Annotated in this window: 25 protein-coding genes; 17 read left to right on the top strand and 8 right to left on the bottom strand. The window is 55.1% G+C overall.

Annotated features, from left to right (window positions below):
• Positions 1-70 precede the first annotated feature (70 nt).
• The 11 genes from radC to rseP all read left to right on the top strand — a co-directional run bounded on the left by radC (position 71) and on the right by rseP (position 10,707).
• A complete protein-coding gene (gene radC, locus ACZ46I_RS08475; protein ID WP_013506363.1) occupies positions 71-721 on the top strand; it encodes a RadC family protein in 651 nt (216 codons plus the stop codon).
• Complete coding sequence (locus ACZ46I_RS08470) at positions 721-1,596, top strand: radical SAM protein (protein WP_464280517.1); 876 nt, start codon at positions 721-723, stop codon at positions 1,594-1,596. The genes radC and ACZ46I_RS08470 overlap by 1 nt, the downstream gene beginning before the upstream one ends.
• 345 nt (positions 1,597-1,941) lie before the next feature.
• The gene (locus ACZ46I_RS08465; protein ID WP_013506365.1) at positions 1,942-2,196 is read left to right on the top strand and encodes a FeoA family protein; all 255 of its coding nucleotides are present in this window, start codon (positions 1,942-1,944) and stop codon (positions 2,194-2,196) included.
• Positions 2,193-4,349, top strand: coding sequence for a ferrous iron transport protein B (gene feoB, locus ACZ46I_RS08460; protein WP_013506366.1), 2,157 nt, complete (start codon positions 2,193-2,195; stop codon positions 4,347-4,349). The genes ACZ46I_RS08465 and feoB overlap by 4 nt, the downstream gene beginning before the upstream one ends.
• Positions 4,350-4,538: 189 nt before the next feature.
• Positions 4,539-5,309 (top strand): 30S ribosomal protein S2, encoded by a 771-nt coding sequence (gene rpsB, locus ACZ46I_RS08455; protein ID WP_464280516.1) that lies wholly within the window; start codon positions 4,539-4,541, stop codon positions 5,307-5,309.
• A gap of 71 nt (positions 5,310-5,380) precedes the next feature.
• On the top strand, positions 5,381-6,259 hold the full coding sequence (gene tsf, locus ACZ46I_RS08450; RefSeq protein ID WP_464280515.1) for a translation elongation factor Ts: 879 nt from the start codon (positions 5,381-5,383) through the stop codon (positions 6,257-6,259).
• Positions 6,260-6,332: 73 nt separating this feature from the next.
• Positions 6,333-7,043 carry a UMP kinase gene (gene pyrH, locus ACZ46I_RS08445; RefSeq protein ID WP_226507756.1) on the top strand — a complete coding sequence of 237 codons (711 nt, stop codon included), beginning with the start codon at positions 6,333-6,335 and terminating at the stop codon, positions 7,041-7,043.
• A gap of 2 nt (positions 7,044-7,045) precedes the next feature.
• Positions 7,046-7,603 (top strand): ribosome recycling factor, encoded by a 558-nt coding sequence (frr, locus tag ACZ46I_RS08440; protein WP_013506370.1) that lies wholly within the window; start codon positions 7,046-7,048, stop codon positions 7,601-7,603.
• A gap of 91 nt (positions 7,604-7,694) precedes the next feature.
• Positions 7,695-8,477, top strand: coding sequence for a phosphatidate cytidylyltransferase (locus tag ACZ46I_RS08435; RefSeq protein ID WP_013506371.1), 783 nt, complete (start codon positions 7,695-7,697; stop codon positions 8,475-8,477).
• An 11-nt stretch (positions 8,478-8,488) separates the two neighbouring features.
• Positions 8,489-9,643: a 1-deoxy-D-xylulose-5-phosphate reductoisomerase gene (locus tag ACZ46I_RS08430; RefSeq protein WP_464280514.1), complete on the top strand. Its 1,155-nt coding sequence runs from the start codon at positions 8,489-8,491 to the stop codon at positions 9,641-9,643.
• Complete coding sequence (gene rseP / locus ACZ46I_RS08425) at positions 9,640-10,707, top strand: RIP metalloprotease RseP (RefSeq protein WP_013506373.1); 1,068 nt, start codon at positions 9,640-9,642, stop codon at positions 10,705-10,707. Before ACZ46I_RS08430 ends, rseP begins: the two co-directional genes overlap by 4 nt.
• 107 nt (positions 10,708-10,814) lie before the next feature.
• Here the strand turns inward: rseP and ACZ46I_RS08420 are convergent, their stop codons facing one another.
• The 4 genes from ACZ46I_RS08420 to ACZ46I_RS08405 form a co-directional block, all read right to left on the bottom strand.
• Positions 10,815-12,143, bottom strand: coding sequence for an anaerobic C4-dicarboxylate transporter (locus tag ACZ46I_RS08420; protein ID WP_464280513.1), 1,329 nt, complete (start codon positions 12,141-12,143; stop codon positions 10,815-10,817).
• 165 nt (positions 12,144-12,308) lie between these two features.
• Positions 12,309-12,995, bottom strand: coding sequence for a response regulator (locus ACZ46I_RS08415; protein WP_013506374.1), 687 nt, complete (start codon positions 12,993-12,995; stop codon positions 12,309-12,311).
• Positions 12,961-14,544 (bottom strand): ATP-binding protein, encoded by a 1,584-nt coding sequence (locus tag ACZ46I_RS08410; protein ID WP_464280512.1) that lies wholly within the window; start codon positions 14,542-14,544, stop codon positions 12,961-12,963. The genes ACZ46I_RS08415 and ACZ46I_RS08410 overlap by 35 nt, the downstream gene beginning before the upstream one ends.
• A gap of 353 nt (positions 14,545-14,897) precedes the next feature.
• Entirely contained in the window at positions 14,898-15,179 is a 282-nt protein-coding gene (locus tag ACZ46I_RS08405) for an integration host factor subunit beta (RefSeq protein WP_013506376.1), read from the bottom strand.
• Positions 15,180-15,721: 542 nt separating this feature from the next.
• Here ACZ46I_RS08405 and ACZ46I_RS08400 point away from each other — a divergent pair.
• The 6 genes from ACZ46I_RS08400 (at position 15,722) to ACZ46I_RS08375 (ending at position 20,628) form a co-directional block, all read left to right on the top strand.
• On the top strand, positions 15,722-17,113 hold the full coding sequence (locus ACZ46I_RS08400) for a Do family serine endopeptidase (protein ID WP_464280511.1): 1,392 nt from the start codon (positions 15,722-15,724) through the stop codon (positions 17,111-17,113).
• 30 nt (positions 17,114-17,143) lie between these two features.
• Positions 17,144-18,070 (top strand): ADP-glyceromanno-heptose 6-epimerase, encoded by a 927-nt coding sequence (rfaD, locus tag ACZ46I_RS08395; protein ID WP_464280510.1) that lies wholly within the window; start codon positions 17,144-17,146, stop codon positions 18,068-18,070.
• Positions 18,067-18,654 (top strand): molybdenum cofactor guanylyltransferase, encoded by a 588-nt coding sequence (gene mobA / locus ACZ46I_RS08390; RefSeq protein ID WP_464280509.1) that lies wholly within the window; start codon positions 18,067-18,069, stop codon positions 18,652-18,654. Before rfaD ends, mobA begins: the two co-directional genes overlap by 4 nt.
• Positions 18,644-18,778 carry a hypothetical protein gene (locus ACZ46I_RS08385; RefSeq protein WP_013506380.1) on the top strand — a complete coding sequence of 45 codons (135 nt, stop codon included), beginning with the start codon at positions 18,644-18,646 and terminating at the stop codon, positions 18,776-18,778. Before mobA ends, ACZ46I_RS08385 begins: the two co-directional genes overlap by 11 nt.
• 174 nt (positions 18,779-18,952) lie before the next feature.
• Entirely contained in the window at positions 18,953-19,561 is a 609-nt protein-coding gene (locus tag ACZ46I_RS08380; RefSeq protein ID WP_464280508.1) for a transglycosylase SLT domain-containing protein, read from the top strand.
• Between the two features lie 5 nt (positions 19,562-19,566).
• On the top strand, positions 19,567-20,628 hold the full coding sequence (locus ACZ46I_RS08375) for a hypothetical protein (RefSeq protein ID WP_464280507.1): 1,062 nt from the start codon (positions 19,567-19,569) through the stop codon (positions 20,626-20,628).
• Here the strand turns inward: ACZ46I_RS08375 and ACZ46I_RS08370 are convergent.
• The 4 genes from ACZ46I_RS08370 to hflC all read right to left on the bottom strand — a co-directional run bounded on the left by ACZ46I_RS08370 (position 20,600) and on the right by hflC (position 24,356).
• On the bottom strand, positions 20,600-21,676 hold the full coding sequence (locus tag ACZ46I_RS08370; protein WP_013506383.1) for a permease: 1,077 nt from the start codon (positions 21,674-21,676) through the stop codon (positions 20,600-20,602). The two genes, ACZ46I_RS08375 and ACZ46I_RS08370, sit on opposite strands and share 29 nt — an antisense overlap.
• A 367-nt stretch (positions 21,677-22,043) precedes the next feature.
• The gene (locus ACZ46I_RS08365) at positions 22,044-22,988 is read right to left on the bottom strand and encodes a Ppx/GppA phosphatase family protein (RefSeq protein ID WP_464280506.1); all 945 of its coding nucleotides are present in this window, start codon (positions 22,986-22,988) and stop codon (positions 22,044-22,046) included.
• Complete coding sequence (locus tag ACZ46I_RS08360) at positions 22,978-23,502, bottom strand: gamma carbonic anhydrase family protein (protein ID WP_013506385.1); 525 nt, start codon at positions 23,500-23,502, stop codon at positions 22,978-22,980. The genes ACZ46I_RS08365 and ACZ46I_RS08360 overlap by 11 nt, the downstream gene beginning before the upstream one ends.
• Positions 23,499-24,356 (bottom strand): protease modulator HflC, encoded by an 858-nt coding sequence (hflC, locus tag ACZ46I_RS08355; protein ID WP_013506386.1) that lies wholly within the window; start codon positions 24,354-24,356, stop codon positions 23,499-23,501. Before hflC ends, ACZ46I_RS08360 begins: the two co-directional genes overlap by 4 nt.
• Positions 24,357-24,367: the final 11 nt, after the last annotated feature.

Here is a 24,367-nt window from a genome sequence, read left to right as displayed (position 1 = left end):
AAGCTGGCGTCTTTCGCATTTATCGTATAAGTTAGTCTTAAATATTCTTCACAAGAATGGAGGACTGGCCGTGAAAGATCTGGAGAGCGTTGACAGGCCACGTGAAAAGCTTCTGGCGCGGGGAGCCCGCTCCCTTGACACCCATGAACTGGTGGCCATTCTCCTGGGCAGCGGCACGCGGGAAATGGATGTCATGAAACTTTCCCGCCTTGTTGCCAGGGCCATGGAGAAAAACGGCATGACCGTCAGCCAGGATGACTTTCTGGCAATTAACGGCATCGGTCAGGCCAAAGCCTGCCAGCTGCTGGCAGCCATTGAGATGGGCAGACGCCTCTACAGCGCCACCGGCGCCACGGTTCGCAGTTATCGCGACGTCATCCACCTGCTGGAGGAGTTTCGCCATAAAAAGCAGGAGTACTTCCTTTCTATCACCCTTGATGGTGCCGGCTGCGTTCTGCAGCGCCGCATTGTCACCATCGGCACCCTCAACGCCAGTCTCGTTCATCCCCGTGAAGTGTTCAGTGATGCCTTGACGGATCGGGCGGCCTCCATTATCGTCGCCCATAATCACCCCTCGGGAAGTGTCGAGCCAAGCCAGGAGGATCACAACATCACCCGACGTCTGCGCCAGTCCGGTGAACTGTTGGGCATTCCCCTGCTGGATCACATCATCATCTCGCCCAAGGGTGAAGTCAGCTTTAAGGAGTGTAATTACCTCTGATGCTCACCTATTCGCAACCCCTCTATCGCCCCCCCAGTGAGGCCCGCTCCCTGATTTTCCAGATCACCCATGGCTGCTCCCATAACGCCTGCACCTTCTGCGGCATGTATACGGACAAGCGTTTTCGCATGAAGCCCCTGGAGACGGTGCTGGAGGAAATCCGAAGCATTCCCGCAGCTTACGCAGCTACGGTTCGCCGCGTTTTCCTGGCTGATGGCGATGCGACCATATACCCCGCTGAAAAACTTACCCCGATCCTGGATGCCCTCAACGCCCATTTCCCCGCACTTCAGCGGATCAGCGCCTATGTGGGGCGCAAGGCCCTGCGCGCCAAGACGCCTGAGCAGTGGCGCGAGCTGCGCCAGCGTAAACTTTCACTTCTGTATTTCGGTCTGGAGAGCGGCAATGAGGAAGTGCTGAAGCTCATGAACAAAGGTGGCAGCGCTGCCGAGGCCGCCAGCCTCTGTCAGGTGGTTCAACAACAGGAAATCGCCCTGAGCGTCATGGTGGTGCTGGGCGGCGGCGGCCGACGCCTTGCGCGCGAACACGCCCTGGATACGGCCCGCTGGGTCAATCAGGTCAATCCTCGCTACCTCAGCCTGCTGACCCTTTTCCTGCGACGCAACACCAGCCTGTTTGAGCAGCTGGAACAGCCCACCTGGGGTTCCCTGGCCGAAGAGACCATCGCCCTGATCCAGCATATTGAGGGGAAGAACATCATCTTCCGCGCCAATCACATCTCCAATCTGGTTGACCTTTCCGGCACCCTCCCCCGTGATCGCGAACGGCTTTTGAGCGGACTTGAAGCGCATCGGCAGAAACTGCTGAAGAGCAGAGCCTACGACACGGTGCCCGAGTTCTACGAGGAACTCTGACACCATTTCATGCACCTTTACTCCTGTTCTCTCCGCAGCATTGCCCTGTTAGCAGCTTGCTGAAGTACTTCAAAACACGCAGGCAATTGAAAATGCTCAGGTGCAAGGCGCTCGCGGAGCCTGGAATGAAGCGTACTCCCCGTACGCTGCAATGACACGCGACAGCGGGCAACGCCGCAGATGAGGGTTTTCCAGCAGCCTGTTAGCTGCCATGAATATGCATTGACCCGATTATTGCGCTCAGCTATAACTCACATCTCAGCACTCGCCTTACGGGCTTTCCTTTCTCCACCAAGCCTTTGAGAGCATGAGTCAGGCTGCACTTCTTTCACATGCGGGTGTTTCATGTCACAGCAAGTAATGAATCTTCGTCAGATGCAGGTCAGACAGAGGGGGAAAATCGTGCGGGTCACCGCCAGTGGAGAACTTGGCCGCAGAATCCGCGACATGGGCCTGGTCAGCGGAACTGAGTTTGAAGTGGTAGGGCGGGCTCCCTTGAAGGATCCCGTCGCGCTGCGCCTGCGCGACTTCACCCTGACCCTGCGCAACCGCGAGGCGGATTTTATCCAGGTGGAGCTCTGCGACGGGGGTGATCTGTGAAGCGATCACCGGTTTTTGCCCTGGCCGGCAATCCCAATGCCGGAAAATCCACTCTGTTCAATACAATAACCGGCGCCAGGCAGCATGTGGCCAACTATCCCGGCGTAACGGTTGATACCCTCGAGGGTGTCATTGACTTTCAAAAGAACACATTGCGCATCGTTGATCTTCCCGGAACCTACTCCCTGAGCGCCTACTCCCAGGAGGAGCTGGTGGCACGTCGTTTCCTGGTGCGCCAGAAACCCGATGCTGTCCTCAATGTTCTTGATGCCGGCAGCCTGGAGCGTCATCTCTACCTGACAGTACAGTTTCTCGAACTGGGTGTGCCCGTTGTACTGGCACTGAACATGATGGATGAAGTGCGCAAACGCGGCATCTCCATTGATATTGAGCGTCTCTCTTCGCTGCTGGGCATGCCGGTGGTTGCCACGGTAGCACGCACCGGAGAAGGCAAGGATCAGTTGCTCCAGGAGGCACTGGCCCTTCAGAATCGCGCATGGGAGCCGCTGGTATTTTCCTATGGCCCCGACATAGATCCCGTGCTGGAAGTCATGATCAGCATTATCGAGGAAAATGCCTTTCTCACCTCCCATTATCCCGCGCGATGGGTAGCCCTGAAATACCTGGAGTCTGACAGCGCACTGATGGATGAAGGCCTGCGGATCAACTCTGCCATTGATACCCAACTGAAATCTCTGGTTGCCCAGCTGGCGCATCACTGCCAAAAGACCCTGCTGGCTTCACCGGAAGAACTCATCGCTGACTACCGTTACGGATACATCACCGGCCTGCTCAAAGGTGGTGTCATTAACCGCGACGCATCGCGGCGTGAGCGTATGGACATCTCCCAGCGCATTGATACCGTTCTGACCCACGCTCTTCTCGGCCCGATAATCATGCTGGGTGTTCTCTACGGCTTATACAAGGCGACTTTTGCGCTGGGAGAAATTCCCATGGGCTGGATTGAAGACATTTTTGGCTGGCTGGGAGAAACCGTGGGCGCCAGTGTACCCGATGGACTGCTGCAGTCCCTGCTGGTTTCCGGAATTATCGACGGCGTGGGCGGCGTGCTGGTCTTCGTTCCTCTTATCCTGATTATCTTTTTGCTGCTCTCCTTCCTGGAGGACTCGGGCTATGTGGCACGCATGGCCTATATGCTTGATCGCGTATTTCAGTATTTTGGCCTTCACGGATGCTCCGTGCTCCCTCTGATCATATCCGGCGGCATCGCCGGAGGGTGCGCTGTTCCCGGCATCATGGCCACCCGTGCCCTGCGCAGCCCCAAAGAGAAACTGGCAACCCTTGCCGTTGCACCGTTTATGACTTGCGGCGCTAAGATTCCCGTCATGTTGATGGTGGTGGCAGCCTTTTTCCCTCAGCATGGAGCCGCCGTCATGTTTGGCGTTACCCTTTTTGCCTGGGTAATGGCGCTGCTGGTGGCCCGTCTGCTGCGCTCAACTATCATTGCCGGTGATCCTACGCCATTCGTCATGGAGCTGCCCCCCTATCGCATGCCAACACTGCAAGGCGTTCTCATTCACACCCTGGATCGCGTCTGGGCCTATGTGAAAAAAGCTGGAACCGTGATCCTGGCTGTGGCTATTCTCCTGTGGGCTGCCATGACCTTTCCGCTGCTGCCCAAGGAGGTTACAGCAGATTTTGAGATGCAGCGCTCCAGTGTGGAACAGACATTTGCCAACCACTCGTCCCTCAGTGATCTGCTGCTGGAAATTGACAATGTCGAGGCGGAGGCAGCTTTGCGCAACTCCCTGGCAGGGCGTATGGGCACCGCACTTGAGCCGCTGACCTCCCTGGCTGGTTTTGAATGGCGCAGCAATATTGCCCTTATCGGCGGCTTTGCTGCCAAGGAAGTCATTGTCTCCACCATGGGCACTGCTTACTCCCTGGGTGATGTGGATCCTGATTCCGCTGCGTCACTTTCGGGGCGTCTGGCCAGCGATCCCCACTGGGGGACGGCCAACGCCATCAGCCTGATGATATTTGTCCTGCTCTATGCCCCCTGCATGGTTACCGTCATCGTCATGGCCCGTGAATCCTCGTGGCGCTGGGCGCTCTTTGTCCTGGCCTTCAATACGATTCTGGCCTTCAGCCTGGCCATAGCCTTTTACCAGGTAGCCTCACGGCTCTTCTGATCTCACGCGGGAGCGCTGAAAACGGTGCTCCCGCGTGTCCTCTTTCTTCACCTGCAAGAATTCCTCTTCATCCCTTGCATTTGCGGCGAAACCTGTGTATAAATTGTTGGTTTGCCAAAAACGCACGCACTTCAGATATCGCCGTGCCCTTATGGGTACAGGAGTGCGGAGGAAAAAACGGAGGATTTTATGCCGACTATTACCATGAAAGAACTGCTTGAAGCCGGTGTCCACTTTGGTCACCAGACCCGCCGCTGGAACCCGAAGATGAAACGCTACATCTTCAGCTCACGTAACGGTATCCACATCATTGACCTGCAGAAGACCCTGAAGCTTTTCAAGCGCGCCTATGACGAAGCTCGCCTGGACGCCCGTGGCGGAGCGAAGTTTCTCTTTGTCGGCACCAAGAAGCAGGCCCAGGATTCCATCAAGGAAGAGGCTCTGCGCTGTGGCATGTACTTCATCAACCACCGCTGGCTCGGCGGACTGCTCACCAACTTCGGCACCATTCGGAAGCGCGTTGAGCGTTTGAAGAACCTGAGTGCCCTGGCTGAAGAAGGCTATCCTGGCTACTCCAAGCTGGAAGCCAGCCGTATGGAGAAAGAGCGCGAGAAGCTTGAGCGCAACCTGGGCGGTATCCGTGACATGGAAAAGATTCCCGATGTCATGGTGATCATTGACCCCAAAAATGAGCATAATGCTGTTCTGGAGGCTCGCAACCTGGGCATCAAGACCATTGCCATCGTCGACTCCAACTGCGACCCCGACTACATCGATTTCCCCATCCCCGGTAACGACGACGCCATCCGCGCTATCCGCCTGATCTGCACCAAGATTGCCGACGCTATCCTGGAAGGCAACTCCCAGCTGGATCAGCAGGATGTTTCTGATTCCGGTGATGCCGCCTACGAGCAGGAAGCAGAAGAAGTCGCTGAGGAAACGGAAACAGAAAACGCCTGAGGTGTTTCCCCGGAAATATCTCACGCTGTCCCCAATACTACCATTGATTACGTCTTACACAGGAGAAGAATATGACCGCGATCACAGCGAGCATGGTGAAAGAGCTTCGTGAAAAGACCGGAGCCGGAATGATGGACTGCAAAAAGGCACTGGGGGAGACCAACGGTGACCTGGAGGCTGCAATAGACTACCTGCGCACCAAAGGACTGGCTGCAGCCGCCAAAAAGGCTGGCCGCGTTGCCGCTGAAGGCATGGTGGCGGATTATGTTGGCAACGGTGTGGGAGTTATCGCCGAAATCAATTCGGAAACCGACTTTGTTGCCAAAAACGAAGAGTTCCAGCAGTTCACCACTGACATCGCCCGTATCATCGCCAGTGAAAATCCTGCCGACGTGGATGACCTGCTGCAGAAGCCATTCGGCGATGGCAATACCGTAGCCGAAACGCTGACCCAGAAGATCGCCAAGATTGGCGAAAACATGAGCATCCGCCGCTTTAACCGCATGCAGGGACAAAATGTTGCCACCTATATCCACATGGGTGGAAAAATCGGTGTCATCGTCAATCTCAATGGTGGAGACGGCGAGCTGGCCAAGGATCTCTGCCTGCATATCGCGGCCTCGAATCCCCAGTTCCTGGATCAGTCTTCGGTAGACCCGGAGTTTATCGCCCGTGAAGAAGCGGTCTTTACCGCCAAAGCCCAGGAAGAGGGCAAGCCCGAGAAGATTATCGCCAATATCGTCAAGGGCCAGGTGTCCAAGCGCCTCAAGGACGTCTGCCTCCTGAATCAGCCCTTTGTCAAGAACCCCGACCTGTCCATTGAGCAGCTGCTCAAGGAAAAAGGCGCATCCATCGTGGCTTTCAGTCGCTTCCAGTTGGGCGAAGGGATAGAGAAGAAGGAATGCAACTTTGCTGAAGAAGTTCAGCAACAGGTTCAGGGCTTGCGCTGAACACATCATAACCGCTCAGAGCCTCCGGCTCTGAGCTTTTTTTTGGTTCATATCAATCCAGGGGAGAAACCAAATGGCAAAATACAAGCGAGTACTACTGAAAGTCAGTGGCGAAGCACTGATGGGCAACCTTGGCTATGGCATCGATCCGGCTGTAGCCAATGAGATAGCGGAAGAGATCCGTGACGCAGTGCGGGCCGGTATTGAGGTGGCCATCGTGGTTGGTGGTGGCAATATTTTCCGTGGAGTAGCTGCCAGTGCCAAGGGTATGGACCGCTCAACAGCAGACCACATGGGCATGCTGGCGACCATGATTAACTCTCTGGCCCTGCAGGATGCCCTGGAGCAGATAGGGGTGTTCACCCGCGTCCTTTCAGCCATCGATATGAAAGCCATCTCGGAGCCCTACATTCGCCGTCGCGCCGAACGGCACCTGGAAAAGGGGCGAGTGGTCATCTTTGGGGCGGGCACCGGGAATCCGTACTTTTCCACCGATACCGCCGCGGCCCTGCGCGCCAATGAAATCAATGCGGAAATCATACTCAAAGCCACTTCCGTGGATGGCGTCTATGATGCCGATCCCCGCACAAATCCCAACGCTGTGAAATTCGAAAGCCTCACTCACATGGAGATGCTCACCAGGGAACTGAAGGTTATGGACAGTACGGCTGCCAGCTTATGTATGGACAACAATATTCCCATTGTGGTATTCAGTCTGAAAACCAAGGGCAACATCTTTAAAGCCATCTGTGGTGAGAAAATTGGAACAATCATTGAGGAATAAACATGGTGAATGACGTCTACAGTGAAGTAAAAGAAAAAATGCAGAAAGCCGTGGAAGCCACACGCAAAGACTTTTCCACGCTGCGCACCGGACGGGCGTCAACAGCGCTCCTGGATAATGTCAAAGTGGACTATTACGGCACGCCCACTCCCCTCAAGCAGGCAGGCAGCGTTACGATTCCCGATGCCACGACTATTTCCATTCAACCCTGGGAGCCCCATATGCTGCCGGCCATCGAGAAGGCCATTGTAGCCGCAAACCTTGGCGTCACGCCATCCAATGACGGTCAGATGATCCGCATCTCCATCCCGCCGCTCACAGAGGATCGCCGCAAGGAGCTGACCCGCCAGGTCAAGAAATTCGCCGAGGATGGCCGCATTGCCGTACGCAATATTCGCCGCTTTGGTAATGACTCTGTCAAGGCACTGGAAAAGGATAAGCTGATCACTGAAGACGAGGCCAAACGCGCCCAGGAAGAAGTTCAGAAAATCACTGACGGTTTCGTCAAAACCATTGATGAGATGGCAGAAGCAAAAGAGAAAGAATTGATGACCGTCTGATACCAACATTGCGGAACCTATGCTATGATCGGCCACAGAGTCACGATTCTGTGGCCTTTTCCTTAGCCCCCGACCGGTGAGTACTTCTATTATGAAAAAACGCATTCTGACCGCTGCCATCGCTATTCCCATCGTATTGTGGCTTGTGATTGGCTCCCCATTTTATGTTTTTGGCTTTGCCTGTGCCCTGGCGGCCGCCATAACCGCATATGAGTATTTCGGATTTACCGGCCACCGTGGCCTGCTGGTACTGTTGTGCCTCTTTCTCGCCGTCTTCACCATGAGTTTCGGCATTCATTTCGGGATGGCAGTATGGGTTGCTTCTGCCTTTATCTGCGTGGCACTGGGCATGATGCGCGCCGATGGCATTGAGGGATACCTGGCGGCAACGGCTCGCTACAGCTTTGCCTTTCTCTACATCGGCATTGGCTACAGTGCCATTATCGTCCTGCGCGAGCACGGTTATGAATTTCTGCTGGCAATGATGCTGAGTGTGTGGGCTGCCGACACCTTTGCCTACTTTGGTGGCAAGCTGCTGGGCAGACACCCCATGTCGCCGAAAATCAGCCCCAACAAAACCCTCGAAGGGCTGGCATTCGGCATAGCCGGAGCAACCATCACCTACTCCGTGGTGATGGCGTTTTTCCCCGTCGCGTTCCTCATTCATCCAGCCTTTATCGGTCTCGCCGTCGGTGCGATCTCCGTGGTGGGCGACCTGGTGGAATCTGCGCTGAAGCGCTCCGCAGACGTCAAGGACTCCGGCAGTATTCTGGCGGGACATGGTGGCATGTTTGATCGCATGGACAGTATGATTTTCACCGCGCCGCTCTACCTTATTCTGATCATTCTCCTGATGGCCAACGTCTCTCAGTAAGGTTTCCTCGCATGCACAGTACACGCCAGTCCCTTTCCATTCTCGGCTCAACGGGTTCCATTGGCTGCAGCGCTCTGGAAGTGGCTCGCCAGCATCGCGACAAGATCCGTATCGTCTCGCTGGCTGCCGGCAATAATCGCGAAGCCCTGTTAGGTCAGATCCGGGAGTTTCGCCCTGCGCTGGCCAGTATTGCCAGCCGTGAAGATGCTCTCTGGCTGAGTCAGCAGGTTGATATTCCCGTTTTCTGGGGCCCGCAAGGCCTGCGGGAGTGCGTCCACCACCCCGATGTTTCCATGGTTCTGGCAGCCATGGTGGGCAGCGCTGGTCTCGCGCCGGTGATTGAGGCTATTCAGGCTGGCCGTGACATTGCTCTGGCCAACAAGGAGATCCTGGTGGCTGGCGGTGAACTGGTCATGAAACTGGTCAAACAACACGGCGTTCGACTTCTGCCCGTGGACAGTGAGCACAGCGCCATTATGCAGTGCCTTGAGGGTCATCGCCACGCGGAGATATCCAGCATCATCCTCACCGCCAGTGGCGGTGCCTTCCGCGACTGGAGCCTGGAGAAAATGCAGAGTGCCACGGTCAACGACGCCCTGCGTCATCCCAACTGGAACATGGGACGCAAAATCACCATTGACTCTGCCACCATGATGAACAAAGGACTTGAACTTATCGAAGCACGCTGGCTTTTCGATGTCCCACCTGCCAGACTTGATGTGGTGATCCACCCGGAAAGTATCGTGCATTCCATGGTGGAGTATGTGGATGGCTCCATGATAGCCCAGCTTGGTACCCCTGACATGCAGGCTCCCATCGCCTACGCGCTGTTCTATCCCCATCGCTATGCCCTGGATATCCCCCCTTTGAAGTTACATGAAATCGGAGCTCTGCACTTCCAGCAGCCCGATCTGCTGAAATATCCCTGCCTGCGCATGGCTCAGTGGGCCATGGAACAGCAGAGCAGTGCCTCGGTTGTGCTCAATGGATCCAATGAGGTGGCGGTACAGCTCTTTCTCAACGGAAAAATCCCTTTTGCCGGCATCAGCTCCATGGTGGAGCGTACGCTGGAACAACACACCCCGTGCACTCTGAACTGCGTGGAGGATGTACTGGAAATCGATAAATGGAGCCGCCGGAAGGCGCAGGAAGGTATAGTCGCATGAGTTTTGCTGTCGCCATTCTTCTCTTAGGTCTGCTGATTTTCTTCCACGAACTGGGGCACTTCCTGGTTGCCAAGGCATGCAAGGTCGGCGTGGAAGTTTTTTCCATAGGATTTGGTCGCAAGCTGCTCAGCTTTCGCCATGGGGAAACCGAATACCGCCTCTCCATGATTCCCCTGGGAGGCTACGTGAAAATGATGGGCGAAAGCCTGGAGGGTGCCGATGAGCAGGCTGCGGTACCCCATGAAAAATCCTTTGCCCATAAGAGCGTCTGGCAACGCATGGCCATTGTGGCCGCTGGTCCCCTCTTCAACTTTCTGCTGGCCATCGTCCTGCTGAGCCTTGTACATATCAACGGAGTTCCCAGGCTTGAGCCGATCATCGGCACTGTCCAGCCCGATTCGGCCGCCTATGCTGCCGGCCTGCAGCCAGGCGATCGTATCATCACCATCAATGACATGGAGATACACTTCTGGGATGACATCACCCGCCAGATCCACCTGCTGCCTGGCGTCGAAGTCAGAGTGGTCGTCGAGCGCAACGACCAACTCGCCAGCTTTCAGATAACACCGCGCCAGCGCACGGTTCAGAATATCTTCGGCGAGGACAGGGAAGTCGGCTTTATCGGCATCACAGCATCGGAGCAAACCGTGAACGTCCGGTATGGCCCTCTGCAGTCCCTCGGCATGGGCGTGGTGCGCACCTGGGAACTGACCAGCCTCACCTTTCAGTCCATTGTCAAGCTGATCCAGCGAATCATTCCAGCGGACAATATCGGCGGACCCATCATGATCGTCCAGGTCGCCTCAGAGCAAGTCTCCCACGGATTCAACTCCGTGCTCTTCTTCGCGGCACTGATCTCCGTCAACCTGGCAATTCTCAATTTGCTGCCCATACCCATTTTGGATGGTGGGCACCTGATGTTCTACATATATGAGGCAATCCGCGGCAAAGCGCCAAGCCTCAAAGCCAGGGAGATTGCCGCGCGCATCGGCATGGCGCTGTTGCTGTGTCTGATGTTCTTCGCCTTTTACAACGATATCAGGCGAATTATCGTCGGTGGCTAGCACGTGCCGCCAGCCGGTCATGGAGAGCGGTTGTACACCGCCCTCCATTCAGCCCCTGTGATTTTCCCGCTTCTACCCCCTTCGCTATTCTATTCCGTGACATGTTCCTACCCCAGTATCAGCATTCCAAGCGAGTATCCCACCAGGCAGGCGCTGATGACGCCGATCAGCCCAGGTGCCATGAAGCTGTGATTGAAGTACCACTTGCCGATTTTCGTGGTTCCGGAAGTGTCAAAATTCACGGTTGCAATATCGGAAGGATAGTTGGGAATAAAAAAGTAACCGTAACTGGCTGGCATGATCCCCACCAGCAGCGCTGGGGGAAGTCCCAGGCCAAGGCCGACAGGCAGCATCATGCGGCAGGTGGCAGCCTGACTGTTGACGACCACGGACACGATGAACATCGCCAGGGCAAAGGTCCAGGGGTAGGCGGTCACCATTTCCGTAATACCTCCCTGAAAGCTGGGCAATGCGTACTTAAAATACGTGTCGCTCATCCAGGCTATACCGAAAATCGCAATGGCTGCCACCATTCCTGATTTAAAGACCACCCCTTCGGGTACCAGCGATGGACGGGTTCTGGTCACCAGCAGAATCAGTCCACCGAAGGCCAGCATCATCATCTGGATAACCAGTGACATGCTGATGGGACGATCTCCTTCGTTCAGGGTGCGCAACTCAGGATACATGGCGATGATAACGATGACCACCAGTGCCAGAAGGAAGAGCAGCACCGCATTACGGGACGACTTGGGGAGTTCTTCCCCGAGAGTGGTTGCCGTGGTCTCTTCGATGCGCTTTCTCCACAATGGATCCTGCAGACGACGCTGATACTCTTTATCATCCTTGAGCTCAACTCCGCGCCTGATACTGTAGAGCGACATCAGAACCGTGCCGATGAAAGTCGCCGGAACGGTGACGGCCAGAATGGACAGCAGGGTGATGTTCGGGGCTATTCCACTGAGCTGCGACAGATAGTAGACAACCGCTGCTGAAATCGGACTGGCGGTAATGCCGAGCTGGGACGCCACAGAGGCAGCTGCCATGGGACGCTCAGGGCGAATGTTGTTTTTCAGGGCCACGTCTCCGATGATCGGCATGATGGAATATACCGCGTGACCGGTTCCCAGCAGAAACGTCATGGTATAGGTGACCATGGGTGCCAGAAGGGTGACATTTCTGGGCCGCGAACGCAGCAGGCGTTCAGCGACCTGCAGCATGTACTTCAAGCCGCCGGCTGCCTCAAGGATGGCGGCGCAGGTCACCACCGCGATGATGATCAGCATCACATCAATGGGAGGACTGGTTGGCGGCATCTTGAAGAGGAACACCTCAATAACGAGGCCGATACCGGAGACAACACCCAGCCCGATACCGCCGTAACGACTCCCCAGGTAAAGCATGAGCAGGAGAAAGAGAAATTGAATGTACAACATGATGGACTCCTTTCGCATCTCAGGATCACGATATGTGAATCATTGCACATTCCATGGTGCGTCACGGATAACATAAAGTAAATAAAGGGGAAATTAAGAATATTAATTCTCTTTCGGCGATTGTGCTGATTATGCTCACGGGCGACGGGCTGGAAAAAAATCCTTTCAGCGGCGCAGATAGCGGCGTTCCGGCCTCCCCACAGCGCCATAGATGAGATCAGCTTTGAGAAATCCCTCGGCAACCAGAAACTCCAGGTAACGACGGGCAGTAGAACGACTGGTACCGATGGCACGACCCATTTCCTCGGCATTGATATCCGTCAGGGCAGAGTCGTCGAATACTTTCCGAACTTTGCTCAAGGTCAGAGGGTCGATGCCTTTGGGCATGGTGCCACTTGAAGGGTCCGGCGTATGCTGGATGTGCAGAAATCGATCCACATCCTGCTGATCCAGGAGGTTGCCGGATTGCAGGTGCTGAAAATAGGTGTGGTAATTCAGCAGCGACTCCTGGAAGCGCGGAAAGGAGACTGGCTTGATGATGTAGTCGAAAACTCCTCCACGCAAGGCTTCCTGGAGAGAGGCGATCTCTCGGGCAGCGGTAATGAGGATGATGTCACATGGTTGCTTCCTGGATCTGATATGAAAAAGCAGCTCCATGCCATTGCCCTCGGGAAAAAAGAGATCCAGCAGCACCACATCGGGCTGCAGGATTTCGACCATTTCCATCGCATCCACGATGCGGTTGGCGATGCCGACAGTTTCAAAGTGCTCAAGTTTTTCAACAAATCGCTGGTGCAAGTTGGCAATGCGAAGGTCATCATCTACGATGAGAATGCGGATTTCTGGGATCATTGGCCTTCTCCTGTTGGTGTACTTTTGGAATTATGACGGTGAAGAGAGCTCCCCCCAGCTCTCCCGCGCCAAAGATGATCTCTCCTCCCAACTGTTCAACAGCCTGCTTCACCAGAACCAGGCCAACGCCGCGACCACGTCCGCTCTTTGTGGTCACACCCCGCTGAAAAAGAGTGCGGGCAATGGATTCAGCAACACCGCTCCCCGAGTCCTCCACCTCAATAACCAGATCCGGCCCCAGATCGGTGAGATAGAGGCTGACCCGTGCGGGATGGCCCTGTTGGTCACGGGCGGCGTCAAAGGCGTTGTCCAGGAGGTTGCCAATGATGGTCACCAGGGATTCCCGGTTCACCTGGGACGGGACATCGGAAAATGAATTCTGCGGGTCAAAGGCCAGGGAAACCTTGAGCTCACATGCGCGGTTGTATTTCCCCAGAATGAGACCGGCAATGACCGGATCCGGTACAGCGCAAACCAGGGAGCGCACCAGATTTTCGTATCCGCTGGCCTCATTGATGACCAGGTCGAGGGCTTCCTGGTACGCTTCCAGCTGTATAAGCCCTGCGATGGTGTGCATCTTGTTGGAATATTCATGGGTCTGTGAACGCAGCAGCTCTGAATAGGCATGCATATGGGTGAGTTCCTGCGCCAGCCGGTCCAGCTCATCCTTTGGACGGAAGCTGATCACCATTCCGGTGCGTGGGTCCTCAAGGGGAAGAATATTCACCACCATGACCCGATTTGCCAGGATCATTTCACGGTCAAGCTGCTGCTCGCGATTTTTGACGATTTGCCGGAGCTCGGAGCAGGAGTGCACATCATCCAGGGGCAGACCATGAAAGGATGTCTGCTGATCCATACCCAGGTAGGCATAAGCAGCCCGGTTGGCATAGGTAATGGTTCCCGCGCCATTGATGGCAATGATCCCTTCGCGGATCGCGCTGATGATCGCGTTGCGCTCATGGAACAGCGCGGCGATTTCGTAGACCTCAAGGCCCATGATGGCGGCCTTGAGACCACTGGAAATTACCGCTGCTCCCACAAGGCCAAAGAGCAGGACCACAAGGATATAGCCCAGTATCTCCATCTGCTGGCGACGGACCATAAGATCCATGTCACTGGTCAGGTAACCCACCGCCACAAATCCGATGATCTGTTCCTGCGCATCGCGAACGGGGACAATACCCCGCAGCGAAGGACCAAGGCTTCCTATGGCGCTGGACACGTACGCCTGCCCTTCATTCAGGGCAGGACCAAGGTCACCACCAAGAAAGCGCTGACCGATTCTCTGCGGATTCGGATGTGACAGACGAATTTCGTTGCGATCACCAACGACGATATACTCGGCACCAACGGTCACTCGCAGAGATTCGGCAAAATCCTGCACAGAACGGGAATCTCCCTGCTCAATTCCCTGGCGAATCAGAGGATTCTTGGCCACCGAGTGGGCAAGGTCCAGCGCTTTACTCGACATCTGGTCATGGAGCAGGTTCTTGGTGAAATCAGAAAACAAGGCACCTATCAGGCCGACCAGGATGATAAGCAACACGGTCACCAGCAGGCTGAGTTTCGCTTGTAAACGGCGTGGCAGAAAGCGGTCAATGCGCAGGAAGAGGTTGTTCAGACAGCACCCCCGTTTCGATAAATACCGGCAGCAGATGGAGAGGTTTCAATTTCCGGAAACCACATTACAGGGAAAAAGTACCAGACCACGACACAGAACATGACCCATAAAGATACGAGCACCGTGGTTGCGGCCCTGAACCGGCACACAGGATCCTGGATGGTCTGATCATTCCCAGCACGGGCCCCGGTTTTCCTGGCGCGGACAGGTGGTGTTCAACACGTACAACAAAAAAAGCCCGACCAGTAAAGGCCGGGCTCTGCGACTGCAGGTGTATCTTATGCGTTATCAACGCGCTCGCGCAGTTCTTTTCCAGGTTTAAAGTAGGGAACTCTTTTGGAGGGAACGCTGACTTTGTCACCAGTCTTGGGGTTTCTTCCTTCACGTGGTCCGCGCTCACGGGTCTTGAAACTTCCAAAACCGCGCAGTTCAACCTTATCGCCCTCCTCAAGGGCGTCAATAATACACTCGAAAAGACCGTTGACGACCGCCTCTGCCTGCTTCTTATTGACCGAGTCAGTTTTTTCACAAATACGTTCTACAAGATCAGCCTTAGTCATCATTCCTCCTTAAATATATACTCGACAGGCTAAATACTGAAATGGCAACGCATTAACTTATTCATCGCTTGCCAGAACACAGGATAGTTACCATACTCCCCATACCATGTCAAGGCTTACAAATTCTTTTCCTAAAAGGAATTGCTGCACAAACGGTTCTAGAAAACCATACGTCAAAGTGACGCACCTTAACGCCGCCTCCAAACAAGTATGTCATTATGACGCACCTCTCGTTTTGTTATATTTTCGCAGCAGCACGCCAATTTGACACTTATGGCCCGCATAATTTCCTCCTGAAGTTCAGCAAACGCTGCACAGACGGCAAAACAGGAAACTGGCACATAATATGCAAACAGAATTACGCACCTGGAGAGTTTCCTCTCCTCCTTTCCTCTCCGGGTATGGGATGTTCGTGGAAAAATATTTACGGAAGAAGAGTCTGCACCATGCAGGCTCTTTTTTCGTTTCAGGGTGCTTTACACCTCGTCCATGATAGTTATAATGCAGGGAAAAAGACTTTTTTACTTCTGGAGGTACCTGAAATGAACATATACCGTCTGCTCACTGGTATTCTGCTCAGCACGCTGGCGATCCTGCTCCTCTTTGCCCCCGTGGGCGCCCAGCAGTTTCCTGACCTCACCCAACTGGTAAAAAAGGTTGAACCCTCTGTGGTGAACGTCTCCACCAGCAAGCAAGTGGAAGTTGGCCAACGCGAGCTGCCATTGCCTGAGGAATTCTTCAACCGTTTCTTTGGCGATGAGTTTCGCCGCTTCTTCGGCGACCCGGGGCACCCGAATGGCCAGCAGCGTCGTTCCAGCAGTCTGGGCTCTGGCTTTATCGTGTCCAGTGATGGTTACATTGTAACCAACAACCATGTGGTGGAAGGTGCCGACGAAATCACGATTATCCTCAGCGATGAGCGGGAGTTCAAAGCGGAGGTGGTGGGAACCGACGCCACCTACGACTTGGCCCTGCTCAAGATCAACGCCAGTAATCTTCCCGCCCTGCCCCTGGGGAATTCCGACACCATCGAAGTGGGACAGTGGGTCTTTGCGGTGGGGAATCCCTTCGGCCTCAGCGGAACGGTCACTGTCGGTGTCATCAGCGCCAAGGATCGCTACATCGGCCAGTCCGTCTTTGACAGCTTCCTGCAGACCGATGCCTCCATTAACCCCGGCAACAGCGGTGGCCCGCTGCTGAACCTCAAGGGCGAGGTCATCGGCATCAATACTGCCATTGTCTCCAGTGGCCAGGGCCTTGGCTTTGCCATCCCCATCAATACCCTCAAGTCATCCTATGAACAGCTCAAGGAGAAGGGTCGCGTGTCGCGAGGTTGGCTCGGAGTATCCCTGCAGCGCCTGACCCCTGAGCTGGCACGCTCCATGGGTGCGGGAGCCGAGACCACCGGAGTGCTTGTCACTTCCGTTGAGCCGGATCAGCCCGCCCAGCGTGGGGGGCTGCGCGAAGGCGATATCATCACTTCCTTTGATAACCAGCGAATTGATCGCTACCAGGACATCTTCCGTTTTGTTGCGCGCGCAACTCCCGGCAGTACAGTCCCCATGGAAATCCTTCGTGAAGGCCGCCGGCAGACACTGCGCGTTACCCTTGGAGAAAGGCCCGACGAGCGCAGGGCGCAGGTGCGACCACGGCAGGCGGAACCTGCCCCATCTGCCGCCTCCTGGCAGTTCCAGGGAATTCACTTTGAGATGCGTGACAACCGCGTCGTGGTACAGCAGGTGGAAGCGGGCTCCAAAGCCTATGAGGCGGGAGTTCGCCGTGATATGATTATCCTGCGCGCCAACAATGTGGTGGTGAGCGACCTGGCGACACTGGAAAAGGCTATCAAGGAGCGCTCCCGCAACGGCTTCGTGAATCTGCTGGTTCAGCACCAGGGCGCGAACCGCTTTATTCCATTTCAGATTCAGCAATAATACTGCATTCAGCGAGTGAAAGGATATTCTATGCGCTTCATGGTTACCGGCGGCGCCGGCTTTATTGGTTCCAACCTGGCTTTTGCCCTGAAACAGCAGGGCCACGATGTGGTCGTGGTGGACGACTTCTCCAGCGGCCACTACAAAAACCTGATCGGTTTCACTGGTGAAGTGGTCACCATGGACATGGCGCGCATTGAGGAGCTGGCCGAGGTGGAGAGCCTTCTGCCTCTGGATGGCATCTTCCACCAGGCCGCCATCACCGACACCACTGTCATGGATCAGAAGCGCATGATGAAGGTCAACAACGACGCCTTTCGGCATCTTCTGGAATGGGCAGTGGAAAAAGAGATTCCCGTCGTCTACGCCTCCAGTGCCGGAGTATATGGCAACTCACCCGCTCCGAACCGCGTTGACCAGGGGCTGCTGCCGGAAAATATCTACGGATTCTCCAAGTACGCCATGGATATGACCGCCAGGTCGTTTATGGAGCGTCACCCGGAGCAGCGTATCGTCGGACTGCGCTACTTCAACGTTTACGGGCCCGGCGAATCCCACAAGGGTCACGCCGCCAGCATGGTCTACCAGCTCTATCACCAGATTCTGGCCGGCAAACGCCCCCGCCTGTTCAAACATGGGGAACAGAAGCGCGACTTTATCTATGTCACCGATATTGTCCAGGCCAACCTCCGGGCCATGTTCAGTGAAGGAGATGTTTCCGGAGTCTATAATGTGGGAACGGGCACGGCGCGCACCTTCAACGATATGATCGCCATTATCTGCCGCGAACTGGCCACAGAGAATACCGTCGAGTACATCGACAACCCCTACGCCTTCTATCAGAACCACACAGAAGCCGATATCAGCGCCACACATGGCAGGCTGGGGTACCGCCCCGAATACACCTTTGAAGCGGGCATCGCCGCCTACCTCAAGGCCCTGCAATCGGCCCGATGAAAATCCTGGGGGTGGTGCTGGCGGGGGGACTGAGCAGCCGCATGGGCCAGGACAAGGCGTCCCTTCCCTGGAACGACAACCAGGATCTGCTGCATCGTGCCATCGAGATTCTGAAAGTGAGCCAGCAGGAGGTGTGGATTTCCGGACGCGAGGTGGCGGGGTTTCACTGTGTGCTGGACATCGTCCCCAGGCAGGGCCCTCTGGGTGCCATGCACGCCCTCTCCCACGCCCTTGTCGCCACAGACTGGGACGCGATTGCCGTGCTCCCCTGTGACATGCCTCTGGTGGAAGGAGACTGGTATGGCGAAATGGCCGACTTCCTGCAACTCCATCCGGAGCACGAAGCCGCGGTGCTCGCCCATGCCGGCAAGGTATTCCCCCTGACCGGCATATACCGTGTCAGCGGACTCACCACCATGGCGTGCTCCTTTGAAAGTGGCAACCGCAAGGTCATAACGGCCTTGCAAGGTTTATCCCATGGGACTATACTGAAACCTGAACACAGACTCATGAACATGAACCAGCCCGAGGACTACCAACGGCTGCTGCGCGAAGGAAAACAAGGAGGAGAACATGGCATCTGATCATCATGACGAAATCCAGGAAGAACCCCTCAAGCCCGAGGATATTGCTCCACTGACCATGGGCTTTATCGGCACCATCGTCTTCGCAGTCGTCACATACTTGCTGGTCATCAGCTTCGGCTGACACCTTCACAGGCGGAGGGAAACCTCCGCTTTTTACATTCAGGCGACAGCGTCCGGCATGGCTCAGCCCATGACTGCTGATTTGCTTGCATGTTTACCATCTGTTGCCCTACTATGCCAACGGAGCTTCAGCTCTCTTTATTACCCTTCGTAAAGCAGTGAGATGTACAGAACCATGCTCATATTTGCAGCCCTCGTCCTGCTGGGAGGCTGTGCCGCAAAACAACCCAAAAACATTGACAATATCTGCGCCATTTTTGACCAGAAACCCCACTGGTATGACTACGCCAAAAGGGCTGAAAGTCGATGGGGCACTCCGGCACATGTACAGATGGCTATCATGTATCAGGAATCAAGTTTTCGCCATAATGTGCGCCCCGCTGAGCGCACACAGATTCTCGGAGTCATTCCGGGTCCGCGACGCTCCTCAGCTTTCGGTTATCCCCAGGCCAAGGATGAAGTCTGGCGCGAATTCGCAAGGGATACCAACAACCGCTTTGCCGACCGGCGCAGCATGAAGGACGCGCTGGATTTCATCGGCTACTATAACGATATCAGCCACCGCCGCCTCCGCATTTCAAAAAGCAATGCCGAACACCTCTATCTGGCCTATCATGAAGGCCATGGCGGTTACCAGCGCCGCACCTACCAGCAGAAACCCTGGCTTATGCGTACAGCCAAAATCGTCGGCGACCGTGCCAAAACCTATGAACGGCAACTTGCTTCGTGTGAATCCCGCTTCAAGTGCCGCCGTTTCTACCAGATCTGGCCCTTCTGCCGGTGAAGCCCATGCAGGCACCTTTCTTTCCCGTACTTGGTTTCGCCTCGCTGGCACACATCCTGCTGATCGCGCTCAGTGCCTACCTCTACACCGACAGCTACCGTATTGCCCCTGGCGTTCACGCCCACGGACTTATCGGCATCGCGGGATTCTGCTACTGCATGTTTCTCTCTTTCCTGATCACCCGCCAGCGCTATGGTAACCGCACCATGCCCCTGCAGATCCTCTTTGCACTCTTTTCACTGATAATGGCGACTGGTGCACTTCTGTCCGAGTTTTTCCTGCTGAATCTGGCCGCCTCGGCCTCTCTGTTTGGCTGCCTCATGTTGTGGCACTTCTTCCGCAATACCTCCAATCAGCGCGAAAATGTCTTCCTGCGCGCCGCTGTCATTATCTCTGTACTGTGCTGGGTCTACTTTCTCTATTCCCTGAATTTCGAATATTTCTTCATGTTTGAAACGCGATTCTCATACGTTCTCCTGGCCCTCTCCTTTCCCATGTCGCTTCTGCTCTTCTCGCGCTACGTGGATATGCTGAATATCTCCACGCCGCTGGTGAACCTGACCATTGCCACACTGGTGGGAGGAGTGCTGAGCATGTTCTTCGGTATGCTCCTGCAGTGGTACTGGGTGGAGAAAATCAGTGCCGGGGTACTTCTCCTGCTTATAAGCCTCTATCTGATCCGTGCTTTCAGACTTGGCAATATCGCCCTGATCGTCGCCTTCACTGGCCTGTTACTCACAGGGCTCAGTGGTGTCTGGTACGTTCTGGTTGCCGAAAGCGGCACGGTCGCCATGGATGTTCTGCGCACCCACGCCCACCTGGCGCACTTCGCCTGGGCCACATTCGGCATCTATCTCCTGCTGATGCTCCGTCACTCATTTTCCAGCATGCAGCAGGCCCTCTTCCTCAGCCTGCTGCTGCTCTCCCTGACAGCGCTGGTCCCTCACTTGCTCTTTGATGTTCCCATACTGCTGCATATCAGCACGACACTCTTCCTGGCAGCGGGCCTGTGCCTGCCCCTTGCCCTCTGGCACCAGATCAGGCACAACCTCGGGATTGCCGACTGAAACAGGCCAGGAATCTGCCGACCCACAGATACAGGCACAGTGCAATCAACACAAACGAAAACAGCCGTGGCAGCCATCTCACTGGTGACTGCTCTGCCGATGGCAACAGCTGCAGGGGAATCTCAATCGCCATGCCATCAATTACGGCGGCAAAGACAATACTTCCCACCGCCAGACAGGCGAGGAAAATCAACAAATTGCGCAATCCCACCACACGCAGCAGTACACTCAGACTGACCATACTGACTGCCGGTGCCGCTGTCAGAAAGATAAAGGCCGCACCCAGGGAGAACCCGGCAGCATAGAGGGAGATGGCCACGGGAATCACAGAAATAGAGCAGACGTACAGGGGCAGGCCCAGCAGAAGTGCAAGACCATAGGAGAGCAGAACATGCTGACTGACAAAGTCGCCATACTGCTCCGGCCAGACGCTCAACAGCAGAGCTGCCAGTACCAGCCCAATGACAAGGGGCTTGGCAATATCACCCATCAGATCCAGAAAGTTCTGCCCAAAGGCCTGCGACTTCGGGGGATTTTGCCGCGAAGACTCAGCTGCCGCCGTGCACTGACAGCCACCGGAACAGGCTCCAACAGAAGCTTCCGATGGCTGGACTAAAACCCTTTCCCCCCGCAGGCGTTCAACAAAACCCACAATGATACCGGCAAGCAATCCAATGATCAGCGATACCAGCACCCGCAAGACGGTAATCAGTCCACCAAAGACCCCGTACGTGGGGATAATGGAGTCAACTCCGGTCATGGGCGTTGTGCTCAGAAAACTCACTACCGGGCCATTTCCCGCACCGCTTTTCTTCAGGGAGGTGGCTATGGGCAAAACACTGCAGGAGCAAAGGGGGAGTGGCAAGCCCAGCAAGGACGCTTTCAGCACAGCGCCAAGGGTGTTCCCTCCCATGTGACTGACAATAAAGCGATCGGAGATGTATATCCTCAGAATACTCGCAATCACCAGCCCCAGAAGCATATACATTGCAATAGCGTCAAGCAGCACCCAGAAATGGTGCCAGAATTCCAGACCATAGGCCATCATCACTCACTCCTCTGCGTATAAAGCATCATGAAACTGAAGTTCCGTACCCTGCCACCATGGCCAAAAGCGTTTAGATTCTGCATATTTGACGCACTTGCCATTGTAAATTTCGTTTGCGCATATTGATCCTTTCTGACGATGCATTGCACCGTGAATCGGAAAACATCATACAGAAAAAAGAACCTAAGAGAAATCGCATTATCTAACAAAAAGACTTTCTCAAATTGCGCGCCTTCACGGCCGTTCTATGCAGAGAACAGCGCCCGGTGCTCTTTCTGAAAAGAGCAGCCGGGCGCTTTGATGAATCCGCAGCGGGAAGAAACAGTGACGGAGCACAAAACCTGGGGTGGGAATTCCGTGAAAGGTTTCAGCGGCTGGCAGCGTCGATAAGGGCCCCTTCACGCAGCCCATAATCGCTGACCATAAAGTGGTCCTGACAGAAGCAGGAGTTGATATTCAACGCAAGACAGAGCCCGGCAATAATGAGATCCTCGCGCCCCTTTTCTATGGGAAAAGCTTCGAGGCGCTGAGCCAGGGTCATATCCGAGAGCTTATCCAGGAACATCTTCGTGTCCTTGACAGTACAGGTCATGCCATTGATAAGCCTGGGACTGTACTCCTGCTGCCCGGAAAGCACATGGGCTGCCGTGGTGTAGGTGCCAGCAGTACCGACGATCTTCAGGTGGGTCAGGTCAAAGCGGGCAAACTCCTCATGGACGGTATCGAGCTTCTCCAGGACGAACTCCTGCATATTCAGGTACTCCTCTATACTTAAAGGAGCACGGGTAATAAACTTCTCCGTCAGACGCACGACACCCATTTCCACAGACCGACTGTGGAGCAGGTTGGTGTCACGATCCACCAGAATAAACTCAACACTGCCGCCACCGATATCCACGATCAGCTTATTGCCGGCTGCCTTTACGGCGGCGCAGACACCCAGGGCCGCCAGGCGGGCTTCTTCAGCACCATCAACCACCCGCACTTCCAGGCCGGTGTCCTGCTGCACCGTTTCAATGAACTCAAGGCGATTGCTGGCACTGCGTACCGCACTGGTGGCAATGATATTCAAGTGCTGCGGCAGCAGCGCAAAGTCATCAAAGCACCGCTTGTATTCGGCCAGAACTTCAACACTGCGCTGAATGGCCTCGGGCAGGAGGAAACCATTTTCCATCTGCTTGCCAAGGCGGGTAACATGACGCCTGGAGTCGTGAATAACGAGTCCCCTGGCGGGGGAGTATTCACCAATGAGCATGCGAATGGTGTTACTGCCAATATCGACAGCTCCCCGCAAGCGGCTTTCAACTGTCATGGAGATATTCCTCAGCCAGATCCGTATAGGTTTTCGACGATTTCAGCAAAAATGCCCGTTCCTGCTCTGAAAGCTGGCGTTTGATAACTGCAGGATTGCCCACCACCATGGAGCCAGCGGGTATATCCATACCCTGCTTCACCACGGCTCCCGCACCGATGACGCAGTCATCGCCAATGGTCGCTCCATTGAGCACTATAGCTCCCATGCCCACCAGCACACGGTCACCAATATGGCACCCGTGCAGGGTCACATTATGCCCCACCGTCACGTCTTCACCGATGACAGTCGGGTGGGATGGGTTTCCATTGACATGGACAACGGCACCATCCTGGATATTGGTACGCGCGCCGACGCGAATGAAGTTCACATCGGCGCGAAGAATGGCCCCATACCAGATACTGGCCTGGGGAGCCAGCACCAGGTCACCGATCAGCACTGCCGTGGGCGCCACAAAACAGCTCTCATGAACGGTGGGCGTAACGCCACGGTATGGGCGGGAGAGAAAACTCATCGTTTGTCCATCAGGCTGCGGAAGAATTCTGACTCCTCGTTAAGAATGATAGTGCTGTTTTCTTTCAGTGACGCGCGATAGAGATCCAGCTCACGCATGAAGCGATAGAACTGGGGATTTCTACTGAGGGCTTCCGCATAGATGTTGGCAGCTTCCGCATCACCTTCACCGCGCAGCTGTTCCTGCTCGCGGTAGGCTTCCGCCAGGATGATGGCACGCTGACGATCACTGTCTGCACGGATGCGGGCAGCTGCTTCCTCACCCTCCGAGCGATACTGGGTGGCGATCTTTTCACGCTCCGTGGCCATACGGTCAAATACCGCCCGCTCGTTTTCCGTGGGCAGATCGGCTCGCTTGATACGCATATCGACTATTTCAATTCCAAGGGGCTGAGCCTTCTCATTGGCACTGCTGGTGATGCTGCGCATGATTTCCAGACGGTTGTAGTTGATGACGTCGATGAAATCAAAGGAACCAATTTCCAGGCGCGCCTCTGCATAGATCAGATCGGCAATGCGGCGACGGGCGCCCTCTTCGTTGTGTACAGAAGTCATGAAGAGCAGGGGGTCAGTGATACGCCACTGTACGAAGTTATCCACCACCAGGGTCTTCTTGTCACGGGAGAGCATTTCAAAAGTGGAACCATCGTAGGTGAGCAGTCGGCGATCAAAATAGAATACCTCCTGAATGAAGGGAATCTTGACGTACAGCCCTGGCTCCATGATGGTACGCACCGGTTTGCCCAGCTGGGTAACCACGGCGCTCTGGGTAAAGGTAACTATATACAGAGACATATAGGCCAGCAGGCCAAAAACGATGATAATGGGGAATATGAAAAATTTTACAGGTTTCACGCCATGGCCTC

The organism is Desulfurispirillum alkaliphilum (genome assembly GCF_055378285.1).
This window is presented reverse-complemented; position numbering and strand designations above follow the sequence as displayed.

Excerpts from the sequence above, each read along its gene's own strand:
- ACZ46I_RS08470 (WP_464280517.1), top strand. The coding sequence starts at position 721 with ATGCTCACCTATTCGCAACCCCTCTATCGCCCCCCCAGTGAGGCCCGC.
- ACZ46I_RS08465 (WP_013506365.1), top strand. The coding sequence starts at position 1,942 with ATGTCACAGCAAGTAATGAATCTTCGTCAGATGCAGGTCAGACAGAGG.
- rpsB (WP_464280516.1), top strand. The coding sequence starts at position 4,539 with ATGCCGACTATTACCATGAAAGAACTGCTTGAAGCCGGTGTCCACTTT.
- tsf (WP_464280515.1), top strand. The coding sequence starts at position 5,381 with ATGACCGCGATCACAGCGAGCATGGTGAAAGAGCTTCGTGAAAAGACC.
- pyrH (WP_226507756.1), top strand. The coding sequence starts at position 6,333 with ATGGCAAAATACAAGCGAGTACTACTGAAAGTCAGTGGCGAAGCACTG.
- frr (WP_013506370.1), top strand. The coding sequence starts at position 7,046 with ATGGTGAATGACGTCTACAGTGAAGTAAAAGAAAAAATGCAGAAAGCC.
- ACZ46I_RS08435 (WP_013506371.1), top strand. The coding sequence starts at position 7,695 with ATGAAAAAACGCATTCTGACCGCTGCCATCGCTATTCCCATCGTATTG.
- ACZ46I_RS08430 (WP_464280514.1), top strand. The coding sequence starts at position 8,489 with ATGCACAGTACACGCCAGTCCCTTTCCATTCTCGGCTCAACGGGTTCC.
- rseP (WP_013506373.1), top strand. The coding sequence starts at position 9,640 with ATGAGTTTTGCTGTCGCCATTCTTCTCTTAGGTCTGCTGATTTTCTTC.
- ACZ46I_RS08420 (WP_464280513.1), bottom strand. The coding sequence starts at position 12,143 with ATGTTGTACATTCAATTTCTCTTTCTCCTGCTCATGCTTTACCTGGGG.
- ACZ46I_RS08415 (WP_013506374.1), bottom strand. The coding sequence starts at position 12,995 with ATGATCCCAGAAATCCGCATTCTCATCGTAGATGATGACCTTCGCATT.
- ACZ46I_RS08405 (WP_013506376.1), bottom strand. The coding sequence starts at position 15,179 with ATGACTAAGGCTGATCTTGTAGAACGTATTTGTGAAAAAACTGACTCG.
- ACZ46I_RS08400 (WP_464280511.1), top strand. The coding sequence starts at position 15,722 with ATGAACATATACCGTCTGCTCACTGGTATTCTGCTCAGCACGCTGGCG.
- rfaD (WP_464280510.1), top strand. The coding sequence starts at position 17,144 with ATGCGCTTCATGGTTACCGGCGGCGCCGGCTTTATTGGTTCCAACCTG.
- mobA (WP_464280509.1), top strand. The coding sequence starts at position 18,067 with ATGAAAATCCTGGGGGTGGTGCTGGCGGGGGGACTGAGCAGCCGCATG.
- ACZ46I_RS08385 (WP_013506380.1), top strand. The coding sequence starts at position 18,644 with ATGGCATCTGATCATCATGACGAAATCCAGGAAGAACCCCTCAAGCCC.
- ACZ46I_RS08380 (WP_464280508.1), top strand. The coding sequence starts at position 18,953 with ATGCTCATATTTGCAGCCCTCGTCCTGCTGGGAGGCTGTGCCGCAAAA.
- ACZ46I_RS08375 (WP_464280507.1), top strand. The coding sequence starts at position 19,567 with ATGCAGGCACCTTTCTTTCCCGTACTTGGTTTCGCCTCGCTGGCACAC.
- ACZ46I_RS08370 (WP_013506383.1), bottom strand. The coding sequence starts at position 21,676 with ATGATGGCCTATGGTCTGGAATTCTGGCACCATTTCTGGGTGCTGCTT.
- ACZ46I_RS08365 (WP_464280506.1), bottom strand. The coding sequence starts at position 22,988 with ATGACAGTTGAAAGCCGCTTGCGGGGAGCTGTCGATATTGGCAGTAAC.
- ACZ46I_RS08360 (WP_013506385.1), bottom strand. The coding sequence starts at position 23,502 with ATGAGTTTTCTCTCCCGCCCATACCGTGGCGTTACGCCCACCGTTCAT.